Below are 21,741 nucleotides of genomic sequence, written 5' to 3'. Positions count from 1 at the left end.
GTATCTCCTTTTTTGTTTCAGGGCAAAATATAGACCGTTTTATTTTTGTTAGTATTAATATTTTGTTATTTTTGCTAATAGTTAGAATATACAAAACCTGAAATGCTTCAAGATTTAGAAAACAATTTTTCAGAATTAGAAAAAAAGATTTTGCAGTTACAGAAAAATTACAAAAATCTTAGCGAAAGATTCTCGGAATTAAATGTTGAGCATGAAGATCTGAAGAAGAGATATGATGAAGAAAGAAGAAAAAATCAGGTATTAGCAGAAGAACAAAAAAATATAAAACTTTATTCAGCAATATCAGGAAATCCTGAACACAACCGATTGATGAAAAACCACATCAACAGGTTGGTGAAAGAAATAGATTTCTGCATTGCGCAGCTTCAAAACAGTGGATTATAATGGAAGTAAGAAGAATAACCATTAATATAGCCGGAAGAGTATATCCGCTGAATGTACCGGCAGCAGAGGAAGAAACCCTGCGCAAAGTCGGGAAGCAGATAGAGAATATGATTAAAGATTTTGAACAGAATTTCGATGTGAGAGACAAACAGGATGCTTTAGCGATGTGTGCCCTGAAATTGGGAACCAATGCTGAAGTGGTGTCTATGAACTACGATAAAACCATACAATCTACCAACGAAAGATTATTAAAAATTAATCAGTCGTTGAATAATGAAACAGGGAAATAGATTTTTTTTCCCGAAAAAGCTGCCTACAATAATTCTAACACATTAAAGGTAAACTCAACGCTAAACAATTACCGAACAAATGTCCATTGAATGGCGTGCCGGTTCTCCGGATTACAGACAGTGGAAATCAGTTCAAATCGTGTTGATTAGGAGTTTACTCTCAATCTCTGGATTATTGTGGGCTTTTTTTATTTATAAATAGTAAGACAATTAAAACTCAATATAGATTATGACAACAGCCATTATAGTCGGCGTTATTTGCTTGGTAATCGGTGCGGTTGCAGGGATATTTTTCTCTAAAAGCTCGTTGAATACCAAAGCAAAATTTATTATAGATGATGCACAGAAAAATGCCGAAAACCTTATAGAAAAAGCTAATGTACAAGCTGAATCCATAAAGAAAGAAAAGAACCTTCAGGCAAAAGAAAAATTCCTTGAACTGAAATCTCAGCATGATGCAGACATTCAGGCAAGAGAAAAGAAAATGCAGGAGGTAGAAAAAAGAATCAAGGATAAGGAACACAAGCTGAACGACGAGCTTAGCAAAACCGGAAAACTTGAAAAAGATCTGGATAAGCAAATCGCTGATTACGCTAAAAAAACAGAAATTTTAGAAAGAAAACAGCACGAACTTGATATTGCAACAGCGAAAAAAGTTGAAATTTTAGAAAAAATTGCCAACTATACCGCTGAAGAAGCAAAAGCTGAATTGGTAGAAACCATGAAGGCGGAAGCGAAAACAAGAGCTCAGGCGCACGTTCAGAGCATCATGGAAGAAGCGCAGCTTAATGCAAAAAGTGAAGCAAGAAAAATCGTTATCCAGACCATTCAGAGAATCGGAACAGAACAGGCGATTGAAAATTCCGTATCCGTTTTCAATATCGAATCGGATGAGGTAAAAGGAAGAATCATCGGTAGAGAAGGTAGAAATATCCGTGCTTTGGAAGCGGTAACAGGAGTGGAAATTATTGTAGATGATACTCCGGAAGCAATCCTTCTTTCATGTTTCGATCCGGTAAGAAGAGAAATCGCAAGATTATCCCTTCACAGATTAGTAACAGACGGAAGAATTCACCCGGCAAGAATCGAAGAAGTTGTTGAAAAAACAAGAAAGCAGATTGAGGAGGAAATTATTGAAGTAGGAAAAAGAACAATTATTGATTTAGGAATCCACGGATTGCATCCTGAATTAATTAAAATCGTAGGTAGAATGAAATACCGTTCTTCTTACGGACAAAACCTGTTACAGCACTCAAGAGAAGTGGCGAATATCGCGGCAACAATGGCGGCTGAACTAGGCTTAAATGTAAAACTTGCGAAAAGAGCAGGTCTGTTACACGATATCGGTAAAGTTCCGGAGCAGGAATCTGAACTTCCTCACGCTTTATTAGGTATGCAGTGGGCTGAAAAATACGGTGAAAATGCAGAAGTTGTAAATGCCATCGGAGCACACCACGATGAAGTGGAAATGACTTCACTATTGTCTCCGATCATTCAGGTTGCCGATGCAATCTCAGGAGCAAGACCGGGAGCAAGAAGACAGGTTCTTGAATCATATATCCAAAGATTAAAAGACCTTGAATCTGCAGCATTAAGTTTTGACGGAGTTTCTTCAGCTTATGCCATTCAGGCAGGTAGAGAGTTAAGAGTAATGGTAGAAAGCGGAAAAGTAAATGATGAAGTAGCTTCTCAGTTATCTTACGACATCTCGGAAAAGATCCAGAACGAACTTACGTATCCGGGACAGGTAAAAGTAACAGTAATCAGAGAAACGAGAGCTGTGAATATTGCGAGATAAGAATCAGAAAAAGATAATTCATAAAAACCTTTCAAGAAATTGGAAGGTTTTTTATTTTTAGCAAAATTTAAAACTCCAAAATGCAAGAACTTTCCACCTCTTCGAAACTGAAGTACATTTTCTCGATTCCCGTTATCATTTCTGCGTTAGGCTACTTTGTAGACATCTACGATTTACTCTTATTCGGGATCGTAAGAATTCCAAGTTTAAAAGCTTTAGGACTGAATCCTGATGTAGATGGAACATTTATTTTAAATGCGCAGATGATTGGTTTACTGCTGGGCGGAATTTTCTGGGGAATTTTCGGTGACAAAAAAGGAAGGCTTTCTGTATTGTTCGGTTCTATCTTAGTCTATTCTTTGGCAAATATTGCGTGCGGATTTTTACCCTATTTTCCAAAAGAGCATCTGGTGTACCAATATGCGGGTTTAAGATTTATCGCTGGGATTGGGCTTGCCGGAGAACTCGGAGCCGGAATTACCCTTGTTTCTGAAAGTCTGCCAAAGAATTTAAGAGCTATCGGAACGTCTGTGGTTGCCGGTTTCGGATTAATGGGAGCGGTTGTGGCTCAGTTAACGGTAGAATTAGCAGGAGGGTGGAATATTTCTTACATCATCGGTGGAATTTTAGGAATTATGCTTTTATTTCTCAGAATAAGTGTTTCCGAATCCGGAATTTATAAAACAATGGAACACCAATCGGTTTCCAAAGGAAATTTCCTGTCGTTTTTCACCAATAAAGACCGTTTAATACGATATTTAAAATGTATTGCAATTGGTTTACCCACGTGGTTTTGCATCGGAATTCTGGCTGTTTTAGCCAATCAGTTTGCACCGGAACTCGGAATTAAAGACCTTAATCCCGGAAAAGCAATTATGTGGGCTTACGTTGGAATTTCTGCCGGAGATCTGGCAAGCGGTTTTATTTCCCACCTTTTAAAATCCAGAAAAATGGCGATTTTCTATATGCTGATTTTTACCATTATCGGAGTTGTACTGATGCTTTTCGGAAATACGGATACCGAAACAAAATATTACATCTTCTGTGTATGGCTCGGATTGGGAACAGGATATTGGGCAATGTTCGTTACACTCGCTGCGGAACAGTTTGGAACCAATATCAGAAATACGGCAACTACCACCGTTCCCAACATGGTTCGCGGATTGGTTCCCGTAATGATCTTCACATTTGATCTTTTTAAGAAAGATTTTTCTGTAATTGTAAGTGCGGCAATTGTGGGAATTATTGTTTTCGGACTGGCTTTCTACTCTTCATTAACGGTTTCAGAAACCCACGACAAAGATCTTGAATTTACAGAATAATTTCTACTGTTTAAGAAATAATAATCTCAAATTTTCGTTATCAGTTTTAATAAGCTTAAGAGAATAAATAAATTATCAAAAATAATAGTAAATTATGCTCTGAATAATGAATATTTGTTTAACTTTGGCACGCAACTAAAACTAACGTTTAATATCAAAAACCACATCACAATGCAAAATTTTTTAAAAAAAGCAACAAAATTAAAAAAAGCCGATCTTAAAAACATTACAGGAGGAGTAAGCGGAACACCGGATCTTTCAAAATGCGGATGCAGCTGTTCAGGATCTGTAACAGGACCGTTTTACTGCGTTCAGTACATCGCTTGTCCGCAGGTTTATACCTGCAACGACGCTATATAAGAAATTATTTCAATTAGAAATAAACATTTCCACATTTAATACGCAAAAGCCTTTTGGGATCTTCCAAAAGGTTTTTGTAATTAATACATGTCTGTTATAAAGCAAAAAATATTTTGGAGCTTTATCTCGCTTTCCGCACTCGCTATTTTCATTATTTGGGCTGCGGCAGCGAAGCTGCCGCAGCCCAAATAATGAAAATGAGCTCAGACAATTGCTCCAATCGAGGCTAGGATGGCAGGATTTCTCATCAAGATCAGTCAAAATTTAAAATATACAGCAGACTTCCGATACTGATGAAAATCCATAGAAAAACAGCAAAAGCAAGAGGCTTAAAACCGATGGTTTTCAAAGTTTCAACAGAAAGAGTAGAACCAATAAAAAACAACGTTAAGTTTAATCCGGACTTCGCTAAAACAGTAATGAAAGAACTAAGTTCACCAACAAAAGGAAAATAAGTGTTCAGCAGAATAGCCAGAATAAAATATACAATAAACTTTTAATCTGTAATCAAACATTGGGGGTATTGGTTTTTAGTTGATGGTTGATCGTTTCTTAATTATAATAAGATTACAATATTAATTGCTGCCAACAGCGATCAATCAAAAAACATCAACGACTCTACAAATCCGAGAAATTTTTATCGTTAAGATGTTCAAATCTACGGTTTTTTGCTTCACCGATTTTTTGTTTTGTATAAATGCTGTTATTTCCTGAAAATAAATAAGAAACAATGCATGCAATCGCAACATAGATTCCGCATTCCGCTCCAAAAAGTTCAATTCCCATAAGCATACACGCAAGAGGAGTATTGGTTGCACCCGCAAAAACAGCCACAAATCCCATTCCGGCAAGCAAACCAAACGGAAGCGGAATAAATAATGACAAGGCACTTCCTAAAGCTGCTCCGATAAAGAAAAGGGGAGTCACTTCGCCGCCTTTAAATCCTGCAGAAAGGGTAACGATGGTAAAAATCATTTTGAAGGCAAAATCATAAAGCGGAAGCTGTTTTTCAAAAGATTCTACAATGGTCGGAATTCCCAATCCGATGTATCTTGTAGTTCCTATTGCAAAAACGGCAACAGCAACAATGATTCCGCCCACAACCGGACGAAACGGAGGATATTTTATTTTAGATTTAAAAATAGAGCCTGTAAAATAAATCATTCTGCTGAAAGCTGCAGCGCAGATTCCAAATAAAATTCCTGCCAAAACACTGTATAAAATCGGTAAAAATTCAAGTTTTGGAATAAGTTCGATATGATAGTGTGTATGTTTTGCTTTCCAGAGATTGGTGACAAGATCAGCCAGAACCGCAGAAGTAAAAGCGGGAAAAATAGCATTATAACGAATTCGTCCCATCAGAAAAACTTCAAGTCCGAAAACTGCTCCGGCTAAAGGAGTTCCGAAAACCGATCCAAAACCTGCTGCAACAGCTGAAATTAGCAAAATTTTTCTGTCATTTTTATCAAGTTTCAGGATTTTCGTCAGCTGATCAGAAATTGCTCCCGCCATTTGAAGTGCCGTTCCTTCACGACCTGCAGAACCTCCGAAAAAATGGGTGACCATCGTTCCTAAATAAACAAAAGGTGCCATTTTAAAAGGAATAATTTCCTTCGGTTCCTGAATGTTTTCCAGAAGCAAATTGTTTCCTGCTTCCACATCTTTTCCGAAATAATGATACAAAAGTCCCGTTAAAAATCCACCAACAGGCAAAAACGCAATAAGCCAGAGATGATTTTCCCGGAAATCGGTTGTCCATTGCAGTGATTTTAAAAATCCGGCAGAAGCACTTCCTACTAGAATTCCTATGAGAGTACTAATCAAAAGCCATTTCAGAATATAAGGCAAAGCCGGATATTTCCTGAAGAAAAAAACAGTGCGAAATTTTATTGTACGGTTTAAATTTCTTTGATGTTGAGACATAATTTTCCTGATCAATTACTGTTAATAATCTTTTAATCAGGCGTCATCAGCTTTTGAAAAGCGGTTGGGTAAGGAAGAACACCATTTCCTTTTGTACTGCAAAGATAAAAATTATAAATCATTTTTCAGAATGTAATTTCCGCCTTCAAATCTCTGTATGCAGAGTTGCGAAATTTTCTATAGAAAAGGCTTCATTTCGTCCTCAATCTGAGTTCTTAGTTCCATTAATCGAATTGCATACTGTTCTTTCTGCTTTTCCTCTTCTGTTTCCGGAATCCATTTGGGAACGGGAAGTTTTTTTCCGTTTTCGTCTACAGCAACAAATACAATGATGCAGTGTGTTTTTTTATCGAAATTCGGTTGTTTCAGGTTTCTGGAAAATACATTGATGGAAATATGCATACTCGATGAACCTGTGTAAATAACCTGTGCTTCCACTTTTACAATTTCCCCGATTTTGATGGGTTCGTAGAAACGGATTCCGCCAACATATACTGTTACGGAGTAATTTCCGCTCCACGTTGTTGCACAGGCATAACCAGCCTGATCAATCCATTTCATGACACTCCCTCCATGTACATTTCCGCCGTAGTTGACATCTGAAGGTTCTGAAATAAACTGAAAAGTGATCGGTTTGTTGTCCATTCTTTTTAAAATTTGAATAAAGGTATTTATAATTTTTAAAATTTTGGATTAAATCTTACTTTTGAAGAATGAAAATGTTAAAATTTTCTCTTAACCATCAAAATAAATCTCTCAATGAAAAAAGTATTTTACCTGAATACCTGTGGTACGTGTAAAAAAATAATGGCTGAGTTTGATCTTAAAGACTGGGAACTGCGTGAAATAAAAAAAGCTCCCGTTACCAAAGAAGAACTTGCAGAAATGTATGAAAAAACAAAGTCTTATGAAGCGCTGTTCAGTAAAAAATCTACCCAGATCAAGCAAAGAGAAATAGATGTAAAATCTCTTTCGGAAAATGGCTTTAAAGATTTGCTGCTGGATCATTATTCTTTTTTGAAACGTCCCGTTTTCATTACCGATGATAGTATTTTTGTTGGAAATGAAAAGAAGAATGTGGAAGCTTTACGGGAGTTTTTTGGAGTAGAAAAGTAAGATATATTTAATGAAAAGCCTTAATTTTTCTGTAATTAAACGATTATTTTAAATATTTTTAAGGTTCAAACCTCACAGGTTTTTAAAACCTGTGAGGTTTTTTGGGAATGTAAAAGAGTAGACTTATGGATAAAAAGTTAAATTTTCCGGTAATAACTACAGTTGTTTTAAATGCATTTATATTAATCGGAGCCGGTCATGGATTAGGAATTCTGCTCATTTATGAAATCTTAAGTCCGCAATTTATTTTGTCGGACTCGGATGCTTTTAGCTTAGATCATTATGGTGGAAGATTAGTACCTGCAGCATTCTTTTCTCTCATTTTTCAGGTATTACTTTTAATTAGTTTAAAGATTAAAAGGCGGCAATTACAGAAAATCCTGATTAATACTTTTTGTATAATTTTGATGTTGATATTTTTTGTATTGGTTAAAGACTTTTCAAAGTCTAATGTCGACAACCTGTCTTTAATAAGCGGAATTCCATTTTTAATATCATCTCTGTTTTTATTATTGAAAATTAATTTCTAATAAAACTTTAAAACTATAAGCAAATAGACTCAAACCTCACAGGTTTTTAAAACCTGTGAGGTTTTTTTGGTATACCAACAATTACAGGAAGTCTCAGACAATTTGCGGGAAGCGAACTGCAACTGACGGAAGTCTTAAACAAAACCGCTTTCAAAAATTAACTTTTATGTAATTCTGTAAAGCGATTTTCGTATGATCTTAAATATAAGTTTGTTTTTTTTAGACCGTTATTATTCATCATTTTTAATTCATCGTTCTGATGAAAAGCAAGGTTTTCGGAAAGTTTTTCGGTGAATTTCTCCATTCCTGTACAATATTGATCTAGAAATTCATATTTTTCATTGACCGTAATTATTTCAAGACCGGAATGAATTTGATCCTGCAGAAAACGAATAGAGAATGAATTCACTTCTATAATATCTGAATATTTAATGTATTGTTTTGGCTTTGATTCTTTTTTGAAATAGAATCCTTCTGCGTTGTAACTGAAAATTCCATCTTCTGAATAACGCCTGTTCATCTCTTTTTCTGTTGATTCATAATCTGCAGGATCATTTCCCATCATTATTTTTGCAATGGTAAAACAGAGCGTTGCAAAACAGCAGAAAATAATGAGATAAGAAATTCCTTCACTGTCAAAGACTGGATAGAAAATGTAAACTGCAATAAGTATGATGATACAGAGAAATACTATTTTTTTCATCAGAAGAAATTTCTGCAATAGTACGAAAAAATGTATTGCAATATAATTATTTAGCCCGGATAGAAACGGTATCCTTTATTTTTTTGCCGGAGCGAAGCTCCGGCAAAAAAATAAAGATAAAGTGGATAGCCGGAAACAGCTCCAAAAAAATAACCGCCTCACAAATTCTGCAAGGCGGTTTTATATTCATTAAAAAAAACAATCAGTTATACAAAAGGAGCTTTCACTACTTTGGCAGGAATGTTTTTATTTCTTACCTGAATAAAGATTTCAGAACCTAATTTGAAGTGCGGCTTATCTACGTACGCAAGACCTAAACCTACTTTTTTCATCGGCGACTGTGTTCCCGAAGTTACTTTTCCGATAACGTTTCCTTCTGTGTCTACAACAGGGTAGTCGTGTCTTGGAACTCCTTTGTCCGTTAATTCAAAACCTACTAATTTTCTGGTAACGCCTTCTTCTTTTTGCTTGGCAAACGTTTCTTTAGATACAAAATCTTTATCGAATTTTGTGATCCATCCTAAGCCTGCTTCAATTGGCGAAGTCGTATCGTCAATATCGTTTCCATAAAGGCAGAACCCTTTTTCCAGTCTCAAAGTATCTCTGGAAGCCAGTCCACAAGGGATAATTCCTCCTTCCGCACCTGCTTCAATAATAGCATCCCAAAGTTTTTCGGCAGATTCGTTTTTAAAATAGATCTCAAAACCTCCGCTTCCGGTGTAACCTGTATTGGAAATGATCACCTCACTTACTCCTGCAACAGAACCTACTGTAAAATGATAGTAAGGAATTTCAGAAAGGTTAGTTTCTGTTAATTTCTGAAGAATTTCAGTCGCTTTCGGCCCCTGAACTGCCAATAAAGACATTTCGTCTGAAGCATTCGTCATCTTTGCTCCGAAAGTATTGTATTTGGAGATATGATCCCAGTCTTTATCAATATTTGAAGCATTGACAACCACGAAATATTTGTCGTCTTCCATTTTATAAACGATAAGATCGTCTACAATTCCTCCGTTTTCGTTCGGAAGACAAGAATACTGAGCTTTTCCGTTTTCCAGAGCGTCTACATTGTTGGTGGTAACGTACTGGAGAAGTTCTTTAGAACCTGCCCCTTCAATGAAAAACTGTCCCATGTGAGACACATCGAACAGACCTGCCTTTTCTCTTACGGCAAAATGTTCTTCAGTAACTCCCGAATATTGTACAGGCATTTCAAAGCCTGCGAAAGGTACGATTTTAGCTCCTAAAGAAACGTGTTTGTCGTACAATGCTGTTTTCTTCATATTTAATTTTTATTTCTATTTCTTTATTTTAAAACTGTCGAAAGCCTCGTTGAAAAGCTTCATATAATTTCCGTTCCAGTATTTCTGTGTGCAGTTGATGGTAACGAGAAACAAATCTTTGTCTTTCTGAAAAACTCTGGTGATCCAGTGGAGTTTTTCATGTTCATCATCATATTCGTAAAAATATTCTGTGTATCCTTTTTTTCCGCTTTTGCTTTTTATTTTCTTTTCGTCGTCTGAAGATTTGTAAAGCGCGAGAATAAATTTTTTGGTTTCTTTTTCCGGCAGATTAAGATCGTGATATTCTGAAATCGTAATAGCTCCAATCTCATTGCCCGGAAAAATATTGATGATTTCGCTGTCGTTTGTTACTTTCCAGCCTTCCGGAAGCGTGATGGAGTAGTTATCATTTTCATACACTTTCGTTGGGACAGACTGTGCAGAAAATAAAGATGCGGTTACCAAAGAAACGATAAGAAAAAACTTTTTCATCAGTGCAGATTGTGTTTATATTCTTCGAGAATGATTTTAAACCATTCTGTAAAGTTATCAGGATTTTCAGAAATTTCTTTGTTGAGATTTTCGAGAGAAATATAGCGTACTTCTTCCACTTCCTCTTTATTTAAATAGAATTCGCCTTCAAAAGTTCCTGTAAAAACATGGTCAAGCTCGTGTTCCCAAAGTCCGTTTCCCACATCGGCTTTGTAGATGAAATTAAATTTCTCTGAAAGCTCCACATCAATTCCCAACTCTTCTTTCACCCTTCTTTTGGCTCCTTCAAGATAAGTTTCTTCCTTTCTTGGATGCGAACAGACTGCATTGGTCCATTTCAGAGGAGAATGATATTTTCCGGAAGCCCTTTTCTGCAAAAGCATTTCGCCATTGCTGTTGAATAAAAAAACTGAAAAAGCACGATGCAGTAAGCCGTTGATGTGCGCCTGCTGCTTTTCCATCAAGCCAAGAACTTTGTCTTCAGGATTTACTAAAACTACGAATTCTTCCATTTCTACAAATGTAAGTGTAATAAATGTATTTTGGAAATTTTTGGTGAAACATCATATTTTTTGGTTTTCAGCTTACTTCGGTTTTTTCATCAATCAATACAACGGGTTGAAATTTCACTAAAGAGAAAAATTTTAATTAAAATTGTATAAAAAGCAAATTAGTTATTGATATTATTCATTAAATAAATGTTTTTGCTGTAAATATTTAATATAAAGCAAGTTTAATAAGTCTTTTTGATGCAAAAACAGTAACTTTGCACTTCAAATTTTTATGATGGAATTAGAGTACATAGAACACATTAGTCCGATTCTTAAGGACGGCGTAAAAAACTATTTAATTGATATTGACGGAACCATTACAGAAGATGTTCCTAACGAAGAGCCTGAAAGAATGGTTACCTGTGAGCCTTTTCCGGATGCTTTGGAAACCATCAACAAATGGTATGACGAAGGTCACCAGATTTGTTTTTTCACGTCAAGAACAGAAAACTTAAAGCAGATTACCATAGACTGGTTAGATAAGCACGGTTTCAAATATCACAGTGTTTTATGCGGAAAACCAAGAGGCGGAAATTATCACTGGATCGACAATCATTTGGTAAGAGCTACAAGATATAAAGGAAGATTTACAGATCTGGTTGAAAAACAGGTTACTATTGAAGTTTTCAAGGAAGACGAATAAAAAAATTAAGGAAAAAGATTAAACGATTAAATATTATGATAAATAGTTTTTAATCCTTTTTGATTTTCCCAATTATTAAATCTATAAAAGTTTTATGAAAGTTTTAGCAAACGACGGTTTGGATCAATCCGGTATTGATGCATTGAAAGAGAAAGGTTTTGAAGTAATTACAACAAAAGTTCCGCAGGAACAGTTGGTAGATTATATTAATGAACACCAGATCCGTACAATTTTGGTACGCAGCGCAACGCAGGTGAGAAAAGATATTATCGATAATTGCCCTTCCATCGAAATCATCGGAAGAGGAGGAGTAGGAATGGATAATATTGATGTGGATTATGCAAGAGAAAAAGGAATCCACGTCATCAATACTCCTTCTGCATCTTCAGAATCTGTTGCTGAACTGGTTTTTGCGCACCTGTTTTCAGGGGCAAGATTTTTACAGGATTCCAACAGAAAAATGCCTTTGGTGGGAGACACCGAATTTGCAGGTCTTAAAAAAGCTTATGCTGCCGGAATCGAGCTGAAAGGAAAAACCATCGGTATTGTAGGAATGGGAAGAATCGGACAGGAAGTAGCTAAAATTGCTTTAGGTCTTGGAATGAGAGTGATTGCTGCAGATAATAATGTAGGTAAAGCAAGCATCAAAGTTAAGTTTTATAACAACCAGTTCATTAATGTTGATATTGAAACAGAACCGCTTCAGGATGTTCTGAAACATTCAGATTTTATCACCCTTCACGTTCCGGCTCAGAAAGACGGTTATATGATCGGGAAAAATGAATTTGAAATGATGAAAGACGGAGTAGCGATTGTAAACTGCTCAAGAGGCGGAGTAATTGACGAAACCGCTTTAATTGAAGCGTTGAATTCCGGAAAGGTAAAGTTCGCAGGTTTAGATGTATTCATTAACGAGCCGACACCATCTAAGGAAATTTTAACTCACCCGAAAATTTCCATGACACCGCATACAGGTGCATCTACACTGGAAGCTCAGGACAGAATTGGGCTTTCTTTGGCAGAGCAGATTTCAAGTATTCTACAGATTCAGTAATTTTCTGATACTATATAAAAAACCGGCGCAACGAAGTTGCGCCGGTTTTTTTTTATGATATATTTTTAATTCTTCTTTTTAAGCTCATCACGAATTTCCGCAAGCAATTGTTCTGTTGCAGTAGGAGCAGCAGGAGCTTCCGGAGCGGCAGCTTCTTCTTTCTTCATTTTGTTGATTGCTTTCACCATAATAAATACAACAAGTGCCAGTAAAAGGAAATTAATGGCAACCGTAATGAAGTTACCGTATGCAAAAATAGCAGCGTCAGGAGCAATTTCTTTAGCTTTGGCAAGCGTAGCTCCGGCCGGAATATTTTCTGCACCTTTACCCATAGCATAATAAATGCTGCTGAAATCCGGCTTCCCTACCAGTGCAGCAACAATTGGCATAATTAAATCATCGATAACGCTCGTTACAATTTTTCCGAAAGCTCCGCCGATGATGACACCTACAGCAAGATCGAAAGCATTACCTTTAATCGCAAACTCTTTAAATTCTTTTACAAATCCCATAATTTATATTTTTTTAAGTATTATTTTAATAAAACATGGGTTTAAATTACAAAAAAAAATATAATTTTCGTATTTTATAATTAAATATTAACCAATTATTTTAAAGTGTAAAAATTTTATAATTAACAGATTCATATAATTCTTTTCAAACCAATTAAAAATTCTTTTTCGTAAATTGCTATTAATACCAAAATGTTACTTTAAATATGAAAATTTTCACAGCAGAGCAGATTCGCAATTGTGATGAATATACGATAAAAAATGAGCCGATATCTTCCGGACAGTTGATGGAAAGAGCAGCGCAGGCTTGTGTTGACTGGATTTTTGAGAATTGTAAAAATCACAGAAATTTTGCGGTTTTCTGCGGGAAAGGAAATAATGGCGGCGATGGTTTTGCGATTGCCAGAATGCTTCATCTGAAAGGGTTTGATGTAGATGTTTTTACCAGTACCAAAGCGAAATTTTCTGCGGATGCAGGAAATAATTTCAGAGAATTAAAAGAGTTTTCCGGAGTTTCCGTTAAAGAATTCAAGGAAGTAAAAGAGTATCGGTTTGACAACAGAACGGTTATTATAGATGCACTTTTCGGAACCGGGTTATCAAAAAATATTGAAGGGGAGTTTAAAGAGCTGATTGATTTTCTGAATTTAAAGAATAATCTTAAAATTTCTATTGATATTCCTTCCGGACTTTTTGCAGACACTGTTTCTTCTGAAAATGCTGCAATTTTTAAAGCCGATTTCACTTTGAGCTTTCAGTTCTGGAAAAAAGCTTTCCTTCATCCCGAAACCGGAAAATATGCAGGGAAAGTGAAGGTTTTGGATATTGAATTACATCAGGAATATATTACAGAAACAAAAACCGAAGATTTTGTCATCAACGAAGATAAGATTAAGGATCTTTTCAGGTCAAGAGATGAATTTTCGCACAAAGGAACTTACGGAAAAGTAATTATTGCAGGAGGAAGCTACGGAAAAATAGGAGCAGCAGTTCTTTCCACAAAATCAGCCCTGAAATCAGGAACCGGACTTACTTTTACACTGGCTCCGAAATGTGGTTATGAAGTTTTGCAGACCTCGAATCCAGAAGCCATGTTTATCGAAGGCGGAAATGATTTCATAGATCATTTTGAAAAGGATGATAATGCAGTTTACGGAATTGGCCCCGGTTTAGGAACAAACGAAAAGACCGTGAAAAGTTTTCTTACCTTTTTAAAAAATCATTCTAAGCCTTTGATTTTGGATGCAGATGCATTGAATATCATTTCACAGGATTCGAAAAATTTAAAGATAATTCCTGAAAATTCTATTATAACGCCTCATCCGAAAGAGTTTGAAAGACTATTCGGAACCACTGAAAATTCATTTGAAAGAGTAAAACTGGCAAAAAATAAAGCCAAAGAACTGGGAATTTATATTGTTTTAAAAGATCATCATACCCAGATTGTAACGCCGGAAGGAGATGTTTTTTACAATATTACAGGAAACTCAGGACTGGCGAAAGGCGGAAGCGGAGATATTTTAACCGGAATAATAACTTCTTTTTTGGCACAGAATTACTCAGAAAAAGAGGCTGCAATTTTAGGAGTCTGGTTTCACGGAAGAGCTGCAGAATTTGCTTCTGAAAAGCATTCCAAAGAGTCTATGCTTCCTACAGATGTTATTGAGGAATTCGGAACTGTTTTCAAAGAACTGAATGCAAAAGTGGAAAGAGCATTATAATTTAAAGATGTTTTAGTGATAAAAAATAAAGGCAAGTCTGATTACAAACTTGCCTTTTTATATTTTAAAATTTTTCGCTTATTCAGGTTTTTCGTTTTCAGCCTGAGTAATTTTAAATTTTTTAGATACGATCATAATAACAACGCCTGCAATCATAAACGGAATGGATAAAATCTGTCCTGTATTTAATCCTCCGAAATGGATAAATTCATCACCCTGCGGTTCTTTCAGGAACTCTACAAAGAATCTGATTGCCCAGAGAATAATGAAAAACAATCCGAATAACCATCCCTGCTGGTATTTTTTGTTGGTTTTTCTGTACAGAATCCATAGTAAAACGAAAAGACAGACATATCCGAAAGCTTCAAATAACTGGGAAGGATAACGCGGAACCGTCACTCCGTATTCACTGCTTTGCTGTGGAAAAAGGATTGCGAAAGGAGAGTTGGGATCAACAGGTTTTCCGATGATTTCAGAGTTGAAGAAATTTCCCATTCTTACAAAAGCACCGCCCAAAGCAACCACAATTCCTAATCTGTCATATACCCAGAAAGGATTTTTTCTAATGATTTTAAATGAATAATAAAGGGTTGTAAAAATTAAAGCAATCGTTGCACCGTGACTTGCCAGTCCTGAAAATCCGGTGAACTTCAAACCGTTTTTAGTACTGATCGGTAAAAATACACTCCAGAAATCTTCTTTGAAAAGTTCGGGCTGATAAAAAATAACGTGTCCCATTCTTGCTCCCAGAATGGTTCCCAGTAAAGTCCATGTGAAAAGTGGTTCCAAATATTTCTGGTTTACATTATCGATTTTAAAGATTCTGTTCATTAAAATATATCCGAAACCGAATGCAAAAATGAACATCAGACTGTAAAAATGAAGCGTAATAGGTCCCAACTGAATTCCTTTTGTGGGATCCCAGATCTTAAAAGGAGTTTCCAGACTGATGTTGTCTGATTCTGTAACAGGTTTTGCAGTTTTAACTGCATACTTAAAGGTATTGATATTTTCCTTCGTTGCCGCCGCATCAATCACTTTAAAATTCTTGTCTAAAAGCTGATAATGAACAAGTTTATATTTCGTCAGTGTCGCAATACTGTAATTTACATAAACCGGTTCGAAATTAGACTCATTCAGAATGACAAGCACATTTTCTTTAATAGGTTTGTCTGCAAATTCATTCAGATCCTGAACTTCGGTGGTCGAATAAATTTTTACCGGAACATTGGTAGAGTTTACTTTTAAAGTTCCGTCGGACATTCCGTCCGGATAATTCTGCGCAACAAGACACTGGGTGATGAACGCAAAAATGACGAGATACATTCTGAAAAAAATATTACTCATTGTTATTTTTTTAGTAGTTTGTTTATTTTAAATTTTACTTTTTTGGCGGTACAGGATCATATCCGCTTCCTCCCCACGGATGACATCTTGAAATTCTCTTCGCACCCAGCCAGAATCCTTTAAAAATACCGTGAACCTGAAGCGCTTTCACCATATAATGTGAACAGGTAGGCTCATAACGGCAGTTTTTGGGAAGCAGGGGCGAAATAAACCACTGGTAAAATCTGATGAGAATTACCAAAGGAAAAGTGATGATTTTATTGAATGTAAGTTTCAAAACAATGCAAAAATAGGGTAAAAAATTGAAAATTAGTTTAAATTTGTTAGAAGTTTCGGGACGGTAAAAGTCTGTTCGGAGGATTGTTTTTTAATCTCTGCCGAATTTCTGTTCTTTATTCATTCTATTAAAAATGATGATTGTTCCGATGATTTACATTAATATTTTACTTTTTAAATCTGAAATTTTGAACCAAAATATTCCATTAGCTGAAAAATTAAGACCCAAAACACTGGATGATGTTCTCGGGCAGGAACATTTAACCGGAGAAAAGGGGACGATCCGGAAAATGCTGGAAAACAATTCCCTGAATTCTCTGATTTTCTGGGGACCTCCCGGAACCGGAAAAACCACTCTGGCGGAAATTATTTCCGAAAAGTCGGGAAGGAAATTTTATAAGCTTTCTGCCGTTTCTTCGGGAGTGAAAGATGTAAGAGATGTAATTGAAGATGCCAAAAAACAGAATCTCTTTTCCGGAAAATCGCCGATTTTGTTTATTGATGAAATTCACCGTTTTAACAAATCTCAGCAGGATTCTCTTCTGCATGCCGTAGAAAAAGGCTGGATTGTTCTGATTGGTGCGACAACCGAAAACCCGAGCTTTGAAGTGGTTTCGGCTTTGCTTTCAAGAAGTCAGGTCTATGTTTTAAAGGCATTGAGCTATGAAAAGCTGGAAGAACTGATTGATACGGCTTCGGAACGGTACAATCAGGATGAAAAAACATCTTTCAAAATCATTGAGAAAGAAGCTTTTATTCAATATTCCGGTGGTGATGCAAGAAAGCTGATTAATTCTGTGGAGTTGGTTTTAAATCAATATAAAAATTCCAAAAAATCAGAAATTAAAAATGAAGATGTCCTTGAAGTTTTGCAGGAAACGATGGCACTTTATGATAAGAACGGAGAACAGCATTATGATATAATTTCGGCTTTCATTAAATCCATGCGCGGAAGCGATCCGAACGGTGCGGTGTATTGGCTGGCAAGAATGATTGCAGGAGGAGAAGATATTAAATTTATTGCAAGAAGAATGCTGATTTTAGCTTCCGAAGATATCGGTCTTGCCAATCCGAATGCATTGGTGATTGCCAACAACTGTTTTCAGGCGGTGAACGTGATCGGAAATCCTGAAGCAAGAATTATCCTGAGTGAAACGGCGGTTTATCTTGCGGTTTCGCCAAAAAGCAATTCAACGTACATGGCGATTAATGAAGCTTTGGCATTGGTTAAAAAAACGGGAAATCTTCCTGTTCCTTTGCACTTAAGAAATGCACCTACAAAACTCATGAAAGATCTGGACTATGGGAAAGAATACAAATACGCGCATTCGTATGAAGGCAACTTTGTAGATCAGAGTTTTCTGCCGGAAGAAATTAAAGAGGTAAAATTGTACGAACCGGGAAACAATGCCACTGAAAAGAAGATTTACGAAGAATTAAAGAAAAAATGGAATAATAAATACTGAAAAAGGATGCTCAAATTGGGCATCCTTCTGTTTAAATATGATCTGAGAAATTACTTTTTAGAAGTCGTTACAGATACCATTTTCTTACCGTTGCTGGTAACAACCTGCGCGTTATTGATGATGTCTCCGTATACCATAGTTTTTGTATTGGTAAACTCGTATCCGTCAATAAGTACCGGTGTATCTGCAGGAAGTCCGTACTGTGCGTTCAGTTCGTTTACAGGCATTCTGTCGATTACGCCCTGATTGCTTTTCAGTTTATATTCTACCAATCCGTTATCAGCAATATAATCGAATTTTTTTAAATTCTGAGGAAGTTCTGCTGCAGATTTGTATGCTTTTGAGCTTTGTACAGAACCTTTGTAATGAGTATTAAACATATCTACCGTTCCTACAATATCATTTGCCACTGCAAATTTTGTAGTTGTATTCTTCTGAGCAAACAGCGTAGCAGAAGATAATAATAAAAAAGAGTAGAGAATTTTTTTCATAATGTTTCCGGAATAAATGACTATTAAAAACGTGATAAATATAGGTATTTTTTATATAATGTAAATAAAAATTCATAATATTTTAACAATCGTTTATCAATAAAAGCTTTTACGATATTATAAATTCTCAGTTTCCGGCTTTTCTTCTTTGTTTTCCACTAAATTTTTAATGATTTTTTTGAGTCTCTGAAACAGGAATGAACTTAGTAATAAAATGATTCCCAGTATAATAAATGCAATGATTCTTGATATATTGTCCATTTCCCATACATCGTACAGATAAAGCTTCAGTATGGTGACTGCTATTAATGCAAAGCCAATCTTGCTGTATTCCGGAATATTATTTTTTAGCCCTTTATAAATTAATACGGATGAAAGCACAGCCCAGATCATTGAAAGATATAAAAGCCCAAAATGTTTGCTTAAAACTTTCATGCCGGAAATGTTTTCAGCATTCAGTAATATATAAATGTTGTACAGTTCAAAGCTGAGTGCAGTTATAAAGGTAACAGAAATCAGCCAGTACGATAGTTTTATTTTGAAGAAATGAGATTTGGGCAGGATCTGGAGAATGGTATATATAAAAGGAATCCAATATAAAAGATAAAGCCCGTAAAAACCAGGTGATATTTTACCCAACAAATAATTAGAAACAATTCCTGTTCCGGAAACAGCAGTATCAATAATAATCAATACACAAAACAGATAAATAAATTGGGTTGCTGAAGCTTGAGGAATGTCCAGTTTTTTCCTGAACAAAAGAATTGCGAAAATATAATAAAGTGTAAAAATGATTCCGACACTGAAAATTACAATCCACGGTTGTGAGGAAATATGATACATGATTTCCAACAGAATAGCGAAATAGATAACACCGTAGCTTAATATCGAAAATAAATATTCAAGAAAAGTATTGAATTTTTCATCGTGATCGGGATGTTTTCTCAGTAAAAATAAACTGAAAAATGTTGTTATCAAAGTTACCAAGCTTGTTAAAAACACAGGATTGAAAATAATATTCAGATTTTTGGCATCAATATATTCTGTCCAGGTAATTACTTGTGCAGCAATTACCAAAGGAAAAAGAACATAGAAACATTTTCTGAAAATCGGCAGGCCGGTTTTCTTCCAGATATATAAAAGGAGCGTTGCTTCAATTGCCCAGACACTCGTAATGAGATGGGTTTTGAACTGCAATGCAACGGCTAATGTTAAAAGACTCACTGTAATAGCTGCAAAAACAGAGTAGTTAATTCCAAAATTCTTTTGAGAATATTCTCTGAAAAGCAAAAATGAATTCACCAAAGCAAAAATCAGCGGAAAAATAATGACAGGTTCATAGCCAAGCTGATTAAAAATATAAACCAGTCCGATGATGTTGGTAAAATTAATTAAAACAAGCATCAGAATATCCGGTGAAGACATTGCTTCTTTCCGGAAATAATTTTTTAAGGCAAAAGAATAGAATATGATGTATCCTGAACTATAGAAATAAATGCTTGTAAGCTGCGTAGTTTCAAAAGTCCAGTACAAAAGATAAACATATGTGAATATGAACGCAATCCATCCGATACTTTTCCAGTTTTTAAGAAAGGCGATGGCGAGCATTCCCAGATTCAGAACCGTAATGTAAGTAAACAAAAACGGATAGTTGCTGTGTCCGGAACTAACCATCAATGGTGCTAAAAAACCTCCGAATAAAGAGAAAATAATCAGAATTTCACTTTTATAATAATAGGAGAGTGCGATGCATAGTAAAGTAATCAGGCAGATAACAGAAAAAGCAATGTTTTGCGAAAACAAATGATATTCCCGAAAAGCAATAGTAACCGTAAAATACAAAACGGCAATCCCGCCTCCTGTAATAATGGAAGAAAAGACTGAATAGTTTTTCCTTAAAAAATGACCAAGTAAAATAATGACTGCTCCCAGAAAGAATCCGATTCCTACTCTTGGGGTTTCTCCGATCCAGTTTTTATCAATGGCATACTTTACAAAATAACCGATTCCCAAAACCAAAGTGAAAATCCCGATAATGGTTAAAGCATTCTGTTTCAGAAATTCGAAGATAATATTCATCCAGTCTTTTCCTTCTTTTTCAGGAATAATTTCTTGCTGAATATTTTTCTCTTCCTGTGGAAGAACTTCATGTTCTGCCGGGTGCGGAATTTTCTGCCATTCTTTTTCTTCTTTACTTTCCGGTATTTCAGAATTCAGTTTTGAACTCAGTTCCGAAACCTTTTGTTCTAATCTGCTGATCTTACTGCTCAGATTATTATAAATGATGAATATAAACAGAATGAGGAAAATAACAATTGCATAAATCATCTTTGTTCTTTTGGGAGTATCAAATATAATAATAAACTTAATAGCAAATAATTAATCCGCCAATAAGCAAATTATGGCGGATTAATCTAAAAGTAATATTTGAACTATAAAAATTAATTAGATACTTTGTAAATATAGAAAGAGCCTGTGCTTGAACCGAGTAATCCCAAATCCAGTACAGAGTTGTTGGTAAGACCGAAAGATATTTTATCTCCTGCCTGAAGAGAATATAATGAATTAATACTTCCTTCAGAGATTGTTAAACTAACCAAACCAAGATTGACTCCGCTGAAATCACTCGTGTCGATGATGGTAGAAGTTCCTGCTCGGTTTCTTAAAATGGCAATGCTTGGCGTTGTCGTAAGAACTCCGGATTGAATACCTGTACCATACCTGAAACTAAATCCGATTGCATAAACACCTGTAGAAGGTACTGTATACGTATTGTCAGAATCAGAGAACAAAGACGCAGTACCTGTAGTTCTTTCAGCGGTTAAAAAGTTAACCGGTTTGAAGCCATTTGGTAAAATTCCGATACTAATCAAAGTAATACCTGATGATTTTTTCGCAGAATAAACAGAAGTGTTTGTTCCCGAAGTCAATACATAATCTGCAATAACCTGTGGTGCGATCTGTACAACCTGTGAGTCTCCACCGGTGTTTTGGTTAACAGCAAGCATCTGGTATCCCGAAATAGTTGAAGCTGCAGGAGTTTGCCTGATTTTCATTGTTCCATTAATGTCGAGATTTGCTTGTGGGTTTGGAGTGTTAATGCCAACCCATCCACTTTGAGCAAAAGTTGAGGCTGACATCATAGCCAAAAGTAAGCTACAAATTTTAGTTTTCATGCTACAAAATTTAAATTAGTTAATGGTTTTATTCTCAGTCAGTTGTTCTAGCTATATCAAATATCATGCAATGAAGGTTTTATTTATGATAATTTTTCAATAATTATTGAAAAATTATCATAAAAATTTAATCATATATAAATTATGTTAATTAAGTGGTGATTGTTTTGCCTTCTAAATACTTGAAAATTTCTATTAATCAATAGCTTGCAGATAACAACTAAGTAAAAATAGTTTTTTTTATTTTTAAAACCAAGAAAATAACTAAATAAATCTCTTTGA

Annotated in this window: 24 protein-coding genes and 1 riboswitch; of the genes, 12 read left to right on the top strand and 12 right to left on the bottom strand. The window is 35.5% G+C overall.

The window, feature by feature from the left end; genetic code table 11:
* Positions 1 to 102: 102 nt before the first annotated feature.
* The 6 genes from WFH39_RS08620 (at position 103) to WFH39_RS08595 (ending at position 4,630) form a co-directional block, all read left to right on the top strand.
* Positions 103 to 405, top strand: coding sequence for a V-type ATPase subunit a family protein (locus WFH39_RS08620; RefSeq protein WP_214589240.1), 303 nt, complete (start codon positions 103 to 105; stop codon positions 403 to 405).
* The gene (locus WFH39_RS08615; RefSeq protein ID WP_214589241.1) at positions 405 to 695 is read left to right on the top strand and encodes a cell division protein ZapA; all 291 of its coding nucleotides are present in this window, start codon (positions 405 to 407) and stop codon (positions 693 to 695) included. The genes WFH39_RS08620 and WFH39_RS08615 overlap by 1 nt, the downstream gene beginning before the upstream one ends.
* Before the next feature lie 229 nt (positions 696 to 924).
* Positions 925 to 2,493 carry a ribonuclease Y gene (rny, locus tag WFH39_RS08610; RefSeq protein WP_214589242.1) on the top strand — a complete coding sequence of 523 codons (1,569 nt, stop codon included), beginning with the start codon at positions 925 to 927 and terminating at the stop codon, positions 2,491 to 2,493.
* A gap of 80 nt (positions 2,494 to 2,573) precedes the next feature.
* Entirely contained in the window at positions 2,574 to 3,815 is a 1,242-nt protein-coding gene (locus WFH39_RS08605) for an MFS transporter (protein ID WP_336689587.1), read from the top strand.
* A 171-nt stretch (positions 3,816 to 3,986) separates the two neighbouring features.
* On the top strand, positions 3,987 to 4,175 hold the full coding sequence (locus WFH39_RS08600) for a hypothetical protein (protein ID WP_214589244.1): 189 nt from the start codon (positions 3,987 to 3,989) through the stop codon (positions 4,173 to 4,175).
* 293 nt (positions 4,176 to 4,468) lie between these two features.
* Positions 4,469 to 4,630: a hypothetical protein gene (locus WFH39_RS08595; RefSeq protein WP_336689586.1), complete on the top strand. Its 162-nt coding sequence runs from the start codon at positions 4,469 to 4,471 to the stop codon at positions 4,628 to 4,630.
* 163 nt (positions 4,631 to 4,793) lie between these two features.
* Here WFH39_RS08595 and WFH39_RS08590 read toward each other — a convergent pair whose 3' ends face one another.
* Together WFH39_RS08590 and WFH39_RS08585 are read right to left on the bottom strand one after the other, a co-directional pair.
* On the bottom strand, positions 4,794 to 6,098 hold the full coding sequence (locus WFH39_RS08590; RefSeq protein WP_336689585.1) for a voltage-gated chloride channel family protein: 1,305 nt from the start codon (positions 6,096 to 6,098) through the stop codon (positions 4,794 to 4,796).
* Positions 6,099 to 6,128: 30 nt separating this feature from the next.
* Positions 6,129 to 6,196: riboswitch (Fluoride riboswitch) on the bottom strand.
* 79 nt (positions 6,197 to 6,275) lie between these two features.
* Positions 6,276 to 6,743, bottom strand: coding sequence for an acyl-CoA thioesterase (locus tag WFH39_RS08585; protein WP_214589247.1), 468 nt, complete (start codon positions 6,741 to 6,743; stop codon positions 6,276 to 6,278).
* Positions 6,744 to 6,857: 114 nt separating this feature from the next.
* On the opposite strand from WFH39_RS08585, the gene WFH39_RS08580 reads away from it, so the two are divergent.
* Both WFH39_RS08580 and WFH39_RS08575 read left to right on the top strand, forming a co-directional pair.
* Entirely contained in the window at positions 6,858 to 7,214 is a 357-nt protein-coding gene (locus tag WFH39_RS08580; protein ID WP_336689584.1) for an arsenate reductase family protein, read from the top strand.
* Positions 7,215 to 7,339: 125 nt separating this feature from the next.
* Positions 7,340 to 7,744 carry a hypothetical protein gene (locus tag WFH39_RS08575; RefSeq protein WP_235131181.1) on the top strand — a complete coding sequence of 135 codons (405 nt, stop codon included), beginning with the start codon at positions 7,340 to 7,342 and terminating at the stop codon, positions 7,742 to 7,744.
* 157 nt (positions 7,745 to 7,901) lie between these two features.
* Here WFH39_RS08575 and WFH39_RS08570 read toward each other — a convergent pair whose 3' ends face one another.
* The 4 genes from WFH39_RS08570 to idi all read right to left on the bottom strand — a co-directional run bounded on the left by WFH39_RS08570 (position 7,902) and on the right by idi (position 10,734).
* The gene (locus WFH39_RS08570) at positions 7,902 to 8,447 is read right to left on the bottom strand and encodes a hypothetical protein (RefSeq protein WP_336689583.1); all 546 of its coding nucleotides are present in this window, start codon (positions 8,445 to 8,447) and stop codon (positions 7,902 to 7,904) included.
* 206 nt (positions 8,448 to 8,653) lie between these two features.
* Positions 8,654 to 9,730 (bottom strand): glycine cleavage system aminomethyltransferase GcvT, encoded by a 1,077-nt coding sequence (gene gcvT, locus WFH39_RS08565; RefSeq protein ID WP_235131179.1) that lies wholly within the window; start codon positions 9,728 to 9,730, stop codon positions 8,654 to 8,656.
* Between the two features lie 15 nt (positions 9,731 to 9,745).
* Entirely contained in the window at positions 9,746 to 10,222 is a 477-nt protein-coding gene (locus WFH39_RS08560) for a hypothetical protein (RefSeq protein ID WP_235131178.1), read from the bottom strand.
* Positions 10,222 to 10,734, bottom strand: a complete 513-nt coding sequence (gene idi / locus WFH39_RS08555; protein ID WP_336689582.1) for an isopentenyl-diphosphate Delta-isomerase — start codon at positions 10,732 to 10,734, stop codon at positions 10,222 to 10,224. Before idi ends, WFH39_RS08560 begins: the two co-directional genes overlap by 1 nt.
* 274 nt (positions 10,735 to 11,008) lie before the next feature.
* On the opposite strand from idi, the gene WFH39_RS08550 reads away from it, so the two are divergent.
* Together WFH39_RS08550 and WFH39_RS08545 are read left to right on the top strand one after the other, a co-directional pair.
* Positions 11,009 to 11,416, top strand: coding sequence for an LNS2 domain-containing protein (locus WFH39_RS08550; RefSeq protein ID WP_076393358.1), 408 nt, complete (start codon positions 11,009 to 11,011; stop codon positions 11,414 to 11,416).
* A gap of 94 nt (positions 11,417 to 11,510) precedes the next feature.
* Entirely contained in the window at positions 11,511 to 12,470 is a 960-nt protein-coding gene (locus WFH39_RS08545) for a D-2-hydroxyacid dehydrogenase (protein ID WP_336689581.1), read from the top strand.
* A 65-nt stretch (positions 12,471 to 12,535) separates the two neighbouring features.
* On the opposite strand, the gene mscL is transcribed toward WFH39_RS08545, so the two are convergent.
* Positions 12,536 to 12,982, bottom strand: a complete 447-nt coding sequence (gene mscL / locus WFH39_RS08540; protein WP_076393362.1) for a large conductance mechanosensitive channel protein MscL — start codon at positions 12,980 to 12,982, stop codon at positions 12,536 to 12,538.
* A gap of 206 nt (positions 12,983 to 13,188) precedes the next feature.
* On the opposite strand from mscL, the gene WFH39_RS08535 reads away from it, so the two are divergent.
* Positions 13,189 to 14,703: an NAD(P)H-hydrate dehydratase gene (locus tag WFH39_RS08535; protein ID WP_336689580.1), complete on the top strand. Its 1,515-nt coding sequence runs from the start codon at positions 13,189 to 13,191 to the stop codon at positions 14,701 to 14,703.
* Between the two features lie 78 nt (positions 14,704 to 14,781).
* Here the strand turns inward: WFH39_RS08535 and lgt are convergent, their stop codons facing one another.
* Together lgt and yidD are read right to left on the bottom strand one after the other, a co-directional pair.
* Positions 14,782 to 15,648, bottom strand: coding sequence for a prolipoprotein diacylglyceryl transferase (lgt, locus tag WFH39_RS08530; protein WP_262911616.1), 867 nt, complete (start codon positions 15,646 to 15,648; stop codon positions 14,782 to 14,784).
* 436 nt (positions 15,649 to 16,084) lie between these two features.
* Entirely contained in the window at positions 16,085 to 16,327 is a 243-nt protein-coding gene (gene yidD, locus WFH39_RS08525) for a membrane protein insertion efficiency factor YidD (protein WP_076393366.1), read from the bottom strand.
* A 187-nt stretch (positions 16,328 to 16,514) separates the two neighbouring features.
* On the opposite strand from yidD, the gene WFH39_RS08520 reads away from it, so the two are divergent.
* Complete coding sequence (locus WFH39_RS08520) at positions 16,515 to 17,792, top strand: replication-associated recombination protein A (protein ID WP_336689579.1); 1,278 nt, start codon at positions 16,515 to 16,517, stop codon at positions 17,790 to 17,792.
* 50 nt (positions 17,793 to 17,842) lie between these two features.
* Here the strand turns inward: WFH39_RS08520 and WFH39_RS08515 are convergent, their stop codons facing one another.
* From WFH39_RS08515 to WFH39_RS08505, 3 genes are all read right to left on the bottom strand, one after another.
* On the bottom strand, positions 17,843 to 18,283 hold the full coding sequence (locus WFH39_RS08515) for a hypothetical protein (protein WP_336689578.1): 441 nt from the start codon (positions 18,281 to 18,283) through the stop codon (positions 17,843 to 17,845).
* A 117-nt stretch (positions 18,284 to 18,400) separates the two neighbouring features.
* On the bottom strand, positions 18,401 to 20,611 hold the full coding sequence (locus tag WFH39_RS08510) for a DUF2339 domain-containing protein (protein ID WP_336689577.1): 2,211 nt from the start codon (positions 20,609 to 20,611) through the stop codon (positions 18,401 to 18,403).
* A 113-nt stretch (positions 20,612 to 20,724) separates the two neighbouring features.
* Positions 20,725 to 21,459, bottom strand: a complete 735-nt coding sequence (locus WFH39_RS08505; protein WP_336689576.1) for a hypothetical protein — start codon at positions 21,457 to 21,459, stop codon at positions 20,725 to 20,727.
* Positions 21,460 to 21,741 lie beyond the last annotated feature (282 nt).

The sequence above is a fragment of the Chryseobacterium sp. MMO-72 genome (genome assembly GCF_037146035.1).
Classification (GTDB): domain Bacteria; phylum Bacteroidota; class Bacteroidia; order Flavobacteriales; family Weeksellaceae; genus Chryseobacterium; species Chryseobacterium indicum.
This window is presented reverse-complemented; position numbering and strand designations above follow the sequence as displayed.

What these genes read in the sequence shown, in the direction of transcription:
- WFH39_RS08515 (WP_336689578.1), bottom strand. Translation starts at nt 18,283, where the DNA reads ATGAAAAAAATTCTCTACTCTTTTTTATTATTATCTTCTGCTACGCTG.
- WFH39_RS08600 (WP_214589244.1), top strand. Translation starts at nt 3,987, where the DNA reads ATGCAAAATTTTTTAAAAAAAGCAACAAAATTAAAAAAAGCCGATCTT.
- WFH39_RS08615 (WP_214589241.1), top strand. Translation starts at nt 405, where the DNA reads ATGGAAGTAAGAAGAATAACCATTAATATAGCCGGAAGAGTATATCCG.
- WFH39_RS08560 (WP_235131178.1), bottom strand. Translation starts at nt 10,222, where the DNA reads ATGAAAAAGTTTTTTCTTATCGTTTCTTTGGTAACCGCATCTTTATTT.
- WFH39_RS08620 (WP_214589240.1), top strand. Translation starts at nt 103, where the DNA reads ATGCTTCAAGATTTAGAAAACAATTTTTCAGAATTAGAAAAAAAGATT.
- WFH39_RS08535 (WP_336689580.1), top strand. Translation starts at nt 13,189, where the DNA reads ATGAAAATTTTCACAGCAGAGCAGATTCGCAATTGTGATGAATATACG.
- gcvT (WP_235131179.1), bottom strand. Translation starts at nt 9,730, where the DNA reads ATGAAGAAAACAGCATTGTACGACAAACACGTTTCTTTAGGAGCTAAA.
- WFH39_RS08510 (WP_336689577.1), bottom strand. Translation starts at nt 20,611, where the DNA reads ATGATTTATGCAATTGTTATTTTCCTCATTCTGTTTATATTCATCATT.
- idi (WP_336689582.1), bottom strand. Translation starts at nt 10,734, where the DNA reads ATGGAAGAATTCGTAGTTTTAGTAAATCCTGAAGACAAAGTTCTTGGC.
- WFH39_RS08580 (WP_336689584.1), top strand. Translation starts at nt 6,858, where the DNA reads ATGAAAAAAGTATTTTACCTGAATACCTGTGGTACGTGTAAAAAAATA.
- mscL (WP_076393362.1), bottom strand. Translation starts at nt 12,982, where the DNA reads ATGGGATTTGTAAAAGAATTTAAAGAGTTTGCGATTAAAGGTAATGCT.
- WFH39_RS08575 (WP_235131181.1), top strand. Translation starts at nt 7,340, where the DNA reads ATGGATAAAAAGTTAAATTTTCCGGTAATAACTACAGTTGTTTTAAAT.
- WFH39_RS08550 (WP_076393358.1), top strand. Translation starts at nt 11,009, where the DNA reads ATGGAATTAGAGTACATAGAACACATTAGTCCGATTCTTAAGGACGGC.
- WFH39_RS08570 (WP_336689583.1), bottom strand. Translation starts at nt 8,447, where the DNA reads ATGAAAAAAATAGTATTTCTCTGTATCATCATACTTATTGCAGTTTAC.
- WFH39_RS08605 (WP_336689587.1), top strand. Translation starts at nt 2,574, where the DNA reads ATGCAAGAACTTTCCACCTCTTCGAAACTGAAGTACATTTTCTCGATT.
- rny (WP_214589242.1), top strand. Translation starts at nt 925, where the DNA reads ATGACAACAGCCATTATAGTCGGCGTTATTTGCTTGGTAATCGGTGCG.
- WFH39_RS08590 (WP_336689585.1), bottom strand. Translation starts at nt 6,098, where the DNA reads ATGTCTCAACATCAAAGAAATTTAAACCGTACAATAAAATTTCGCACT.
- WFH39_RS08595 (WP_336689586.1), top strand. Translation starts at nt 4,469, where the DNA reads ATGAAAATCCATAGAAAAACAGCAAAAGCAAGAGGCTTAAAACCGATG.
- WFH39_RS08545 (WP_336689581.1), top strand. Translation starts at nt 11,511, where the DNA reads ATGAAAGTTTTAGCAAACGACGGTTTGGATCAATCCGGTATTGATGCA.
- WFH39_RS08585 (WP_214589247.1), bottom strand. Translation starts at nt 6,743, where the DNA reads ATGGACAACAAACCGATCACTTTTCAGTTTATTTCAGAACCTTCAGAT.
- WFH39_RS08505 (WP_336689576.1), bottom strand. Translation starts at nt 21,459, where the DNA reads ATGAAAACTAAAATTTGTAGCTTACTTTTGGCTATGATGTCAGCCTCA.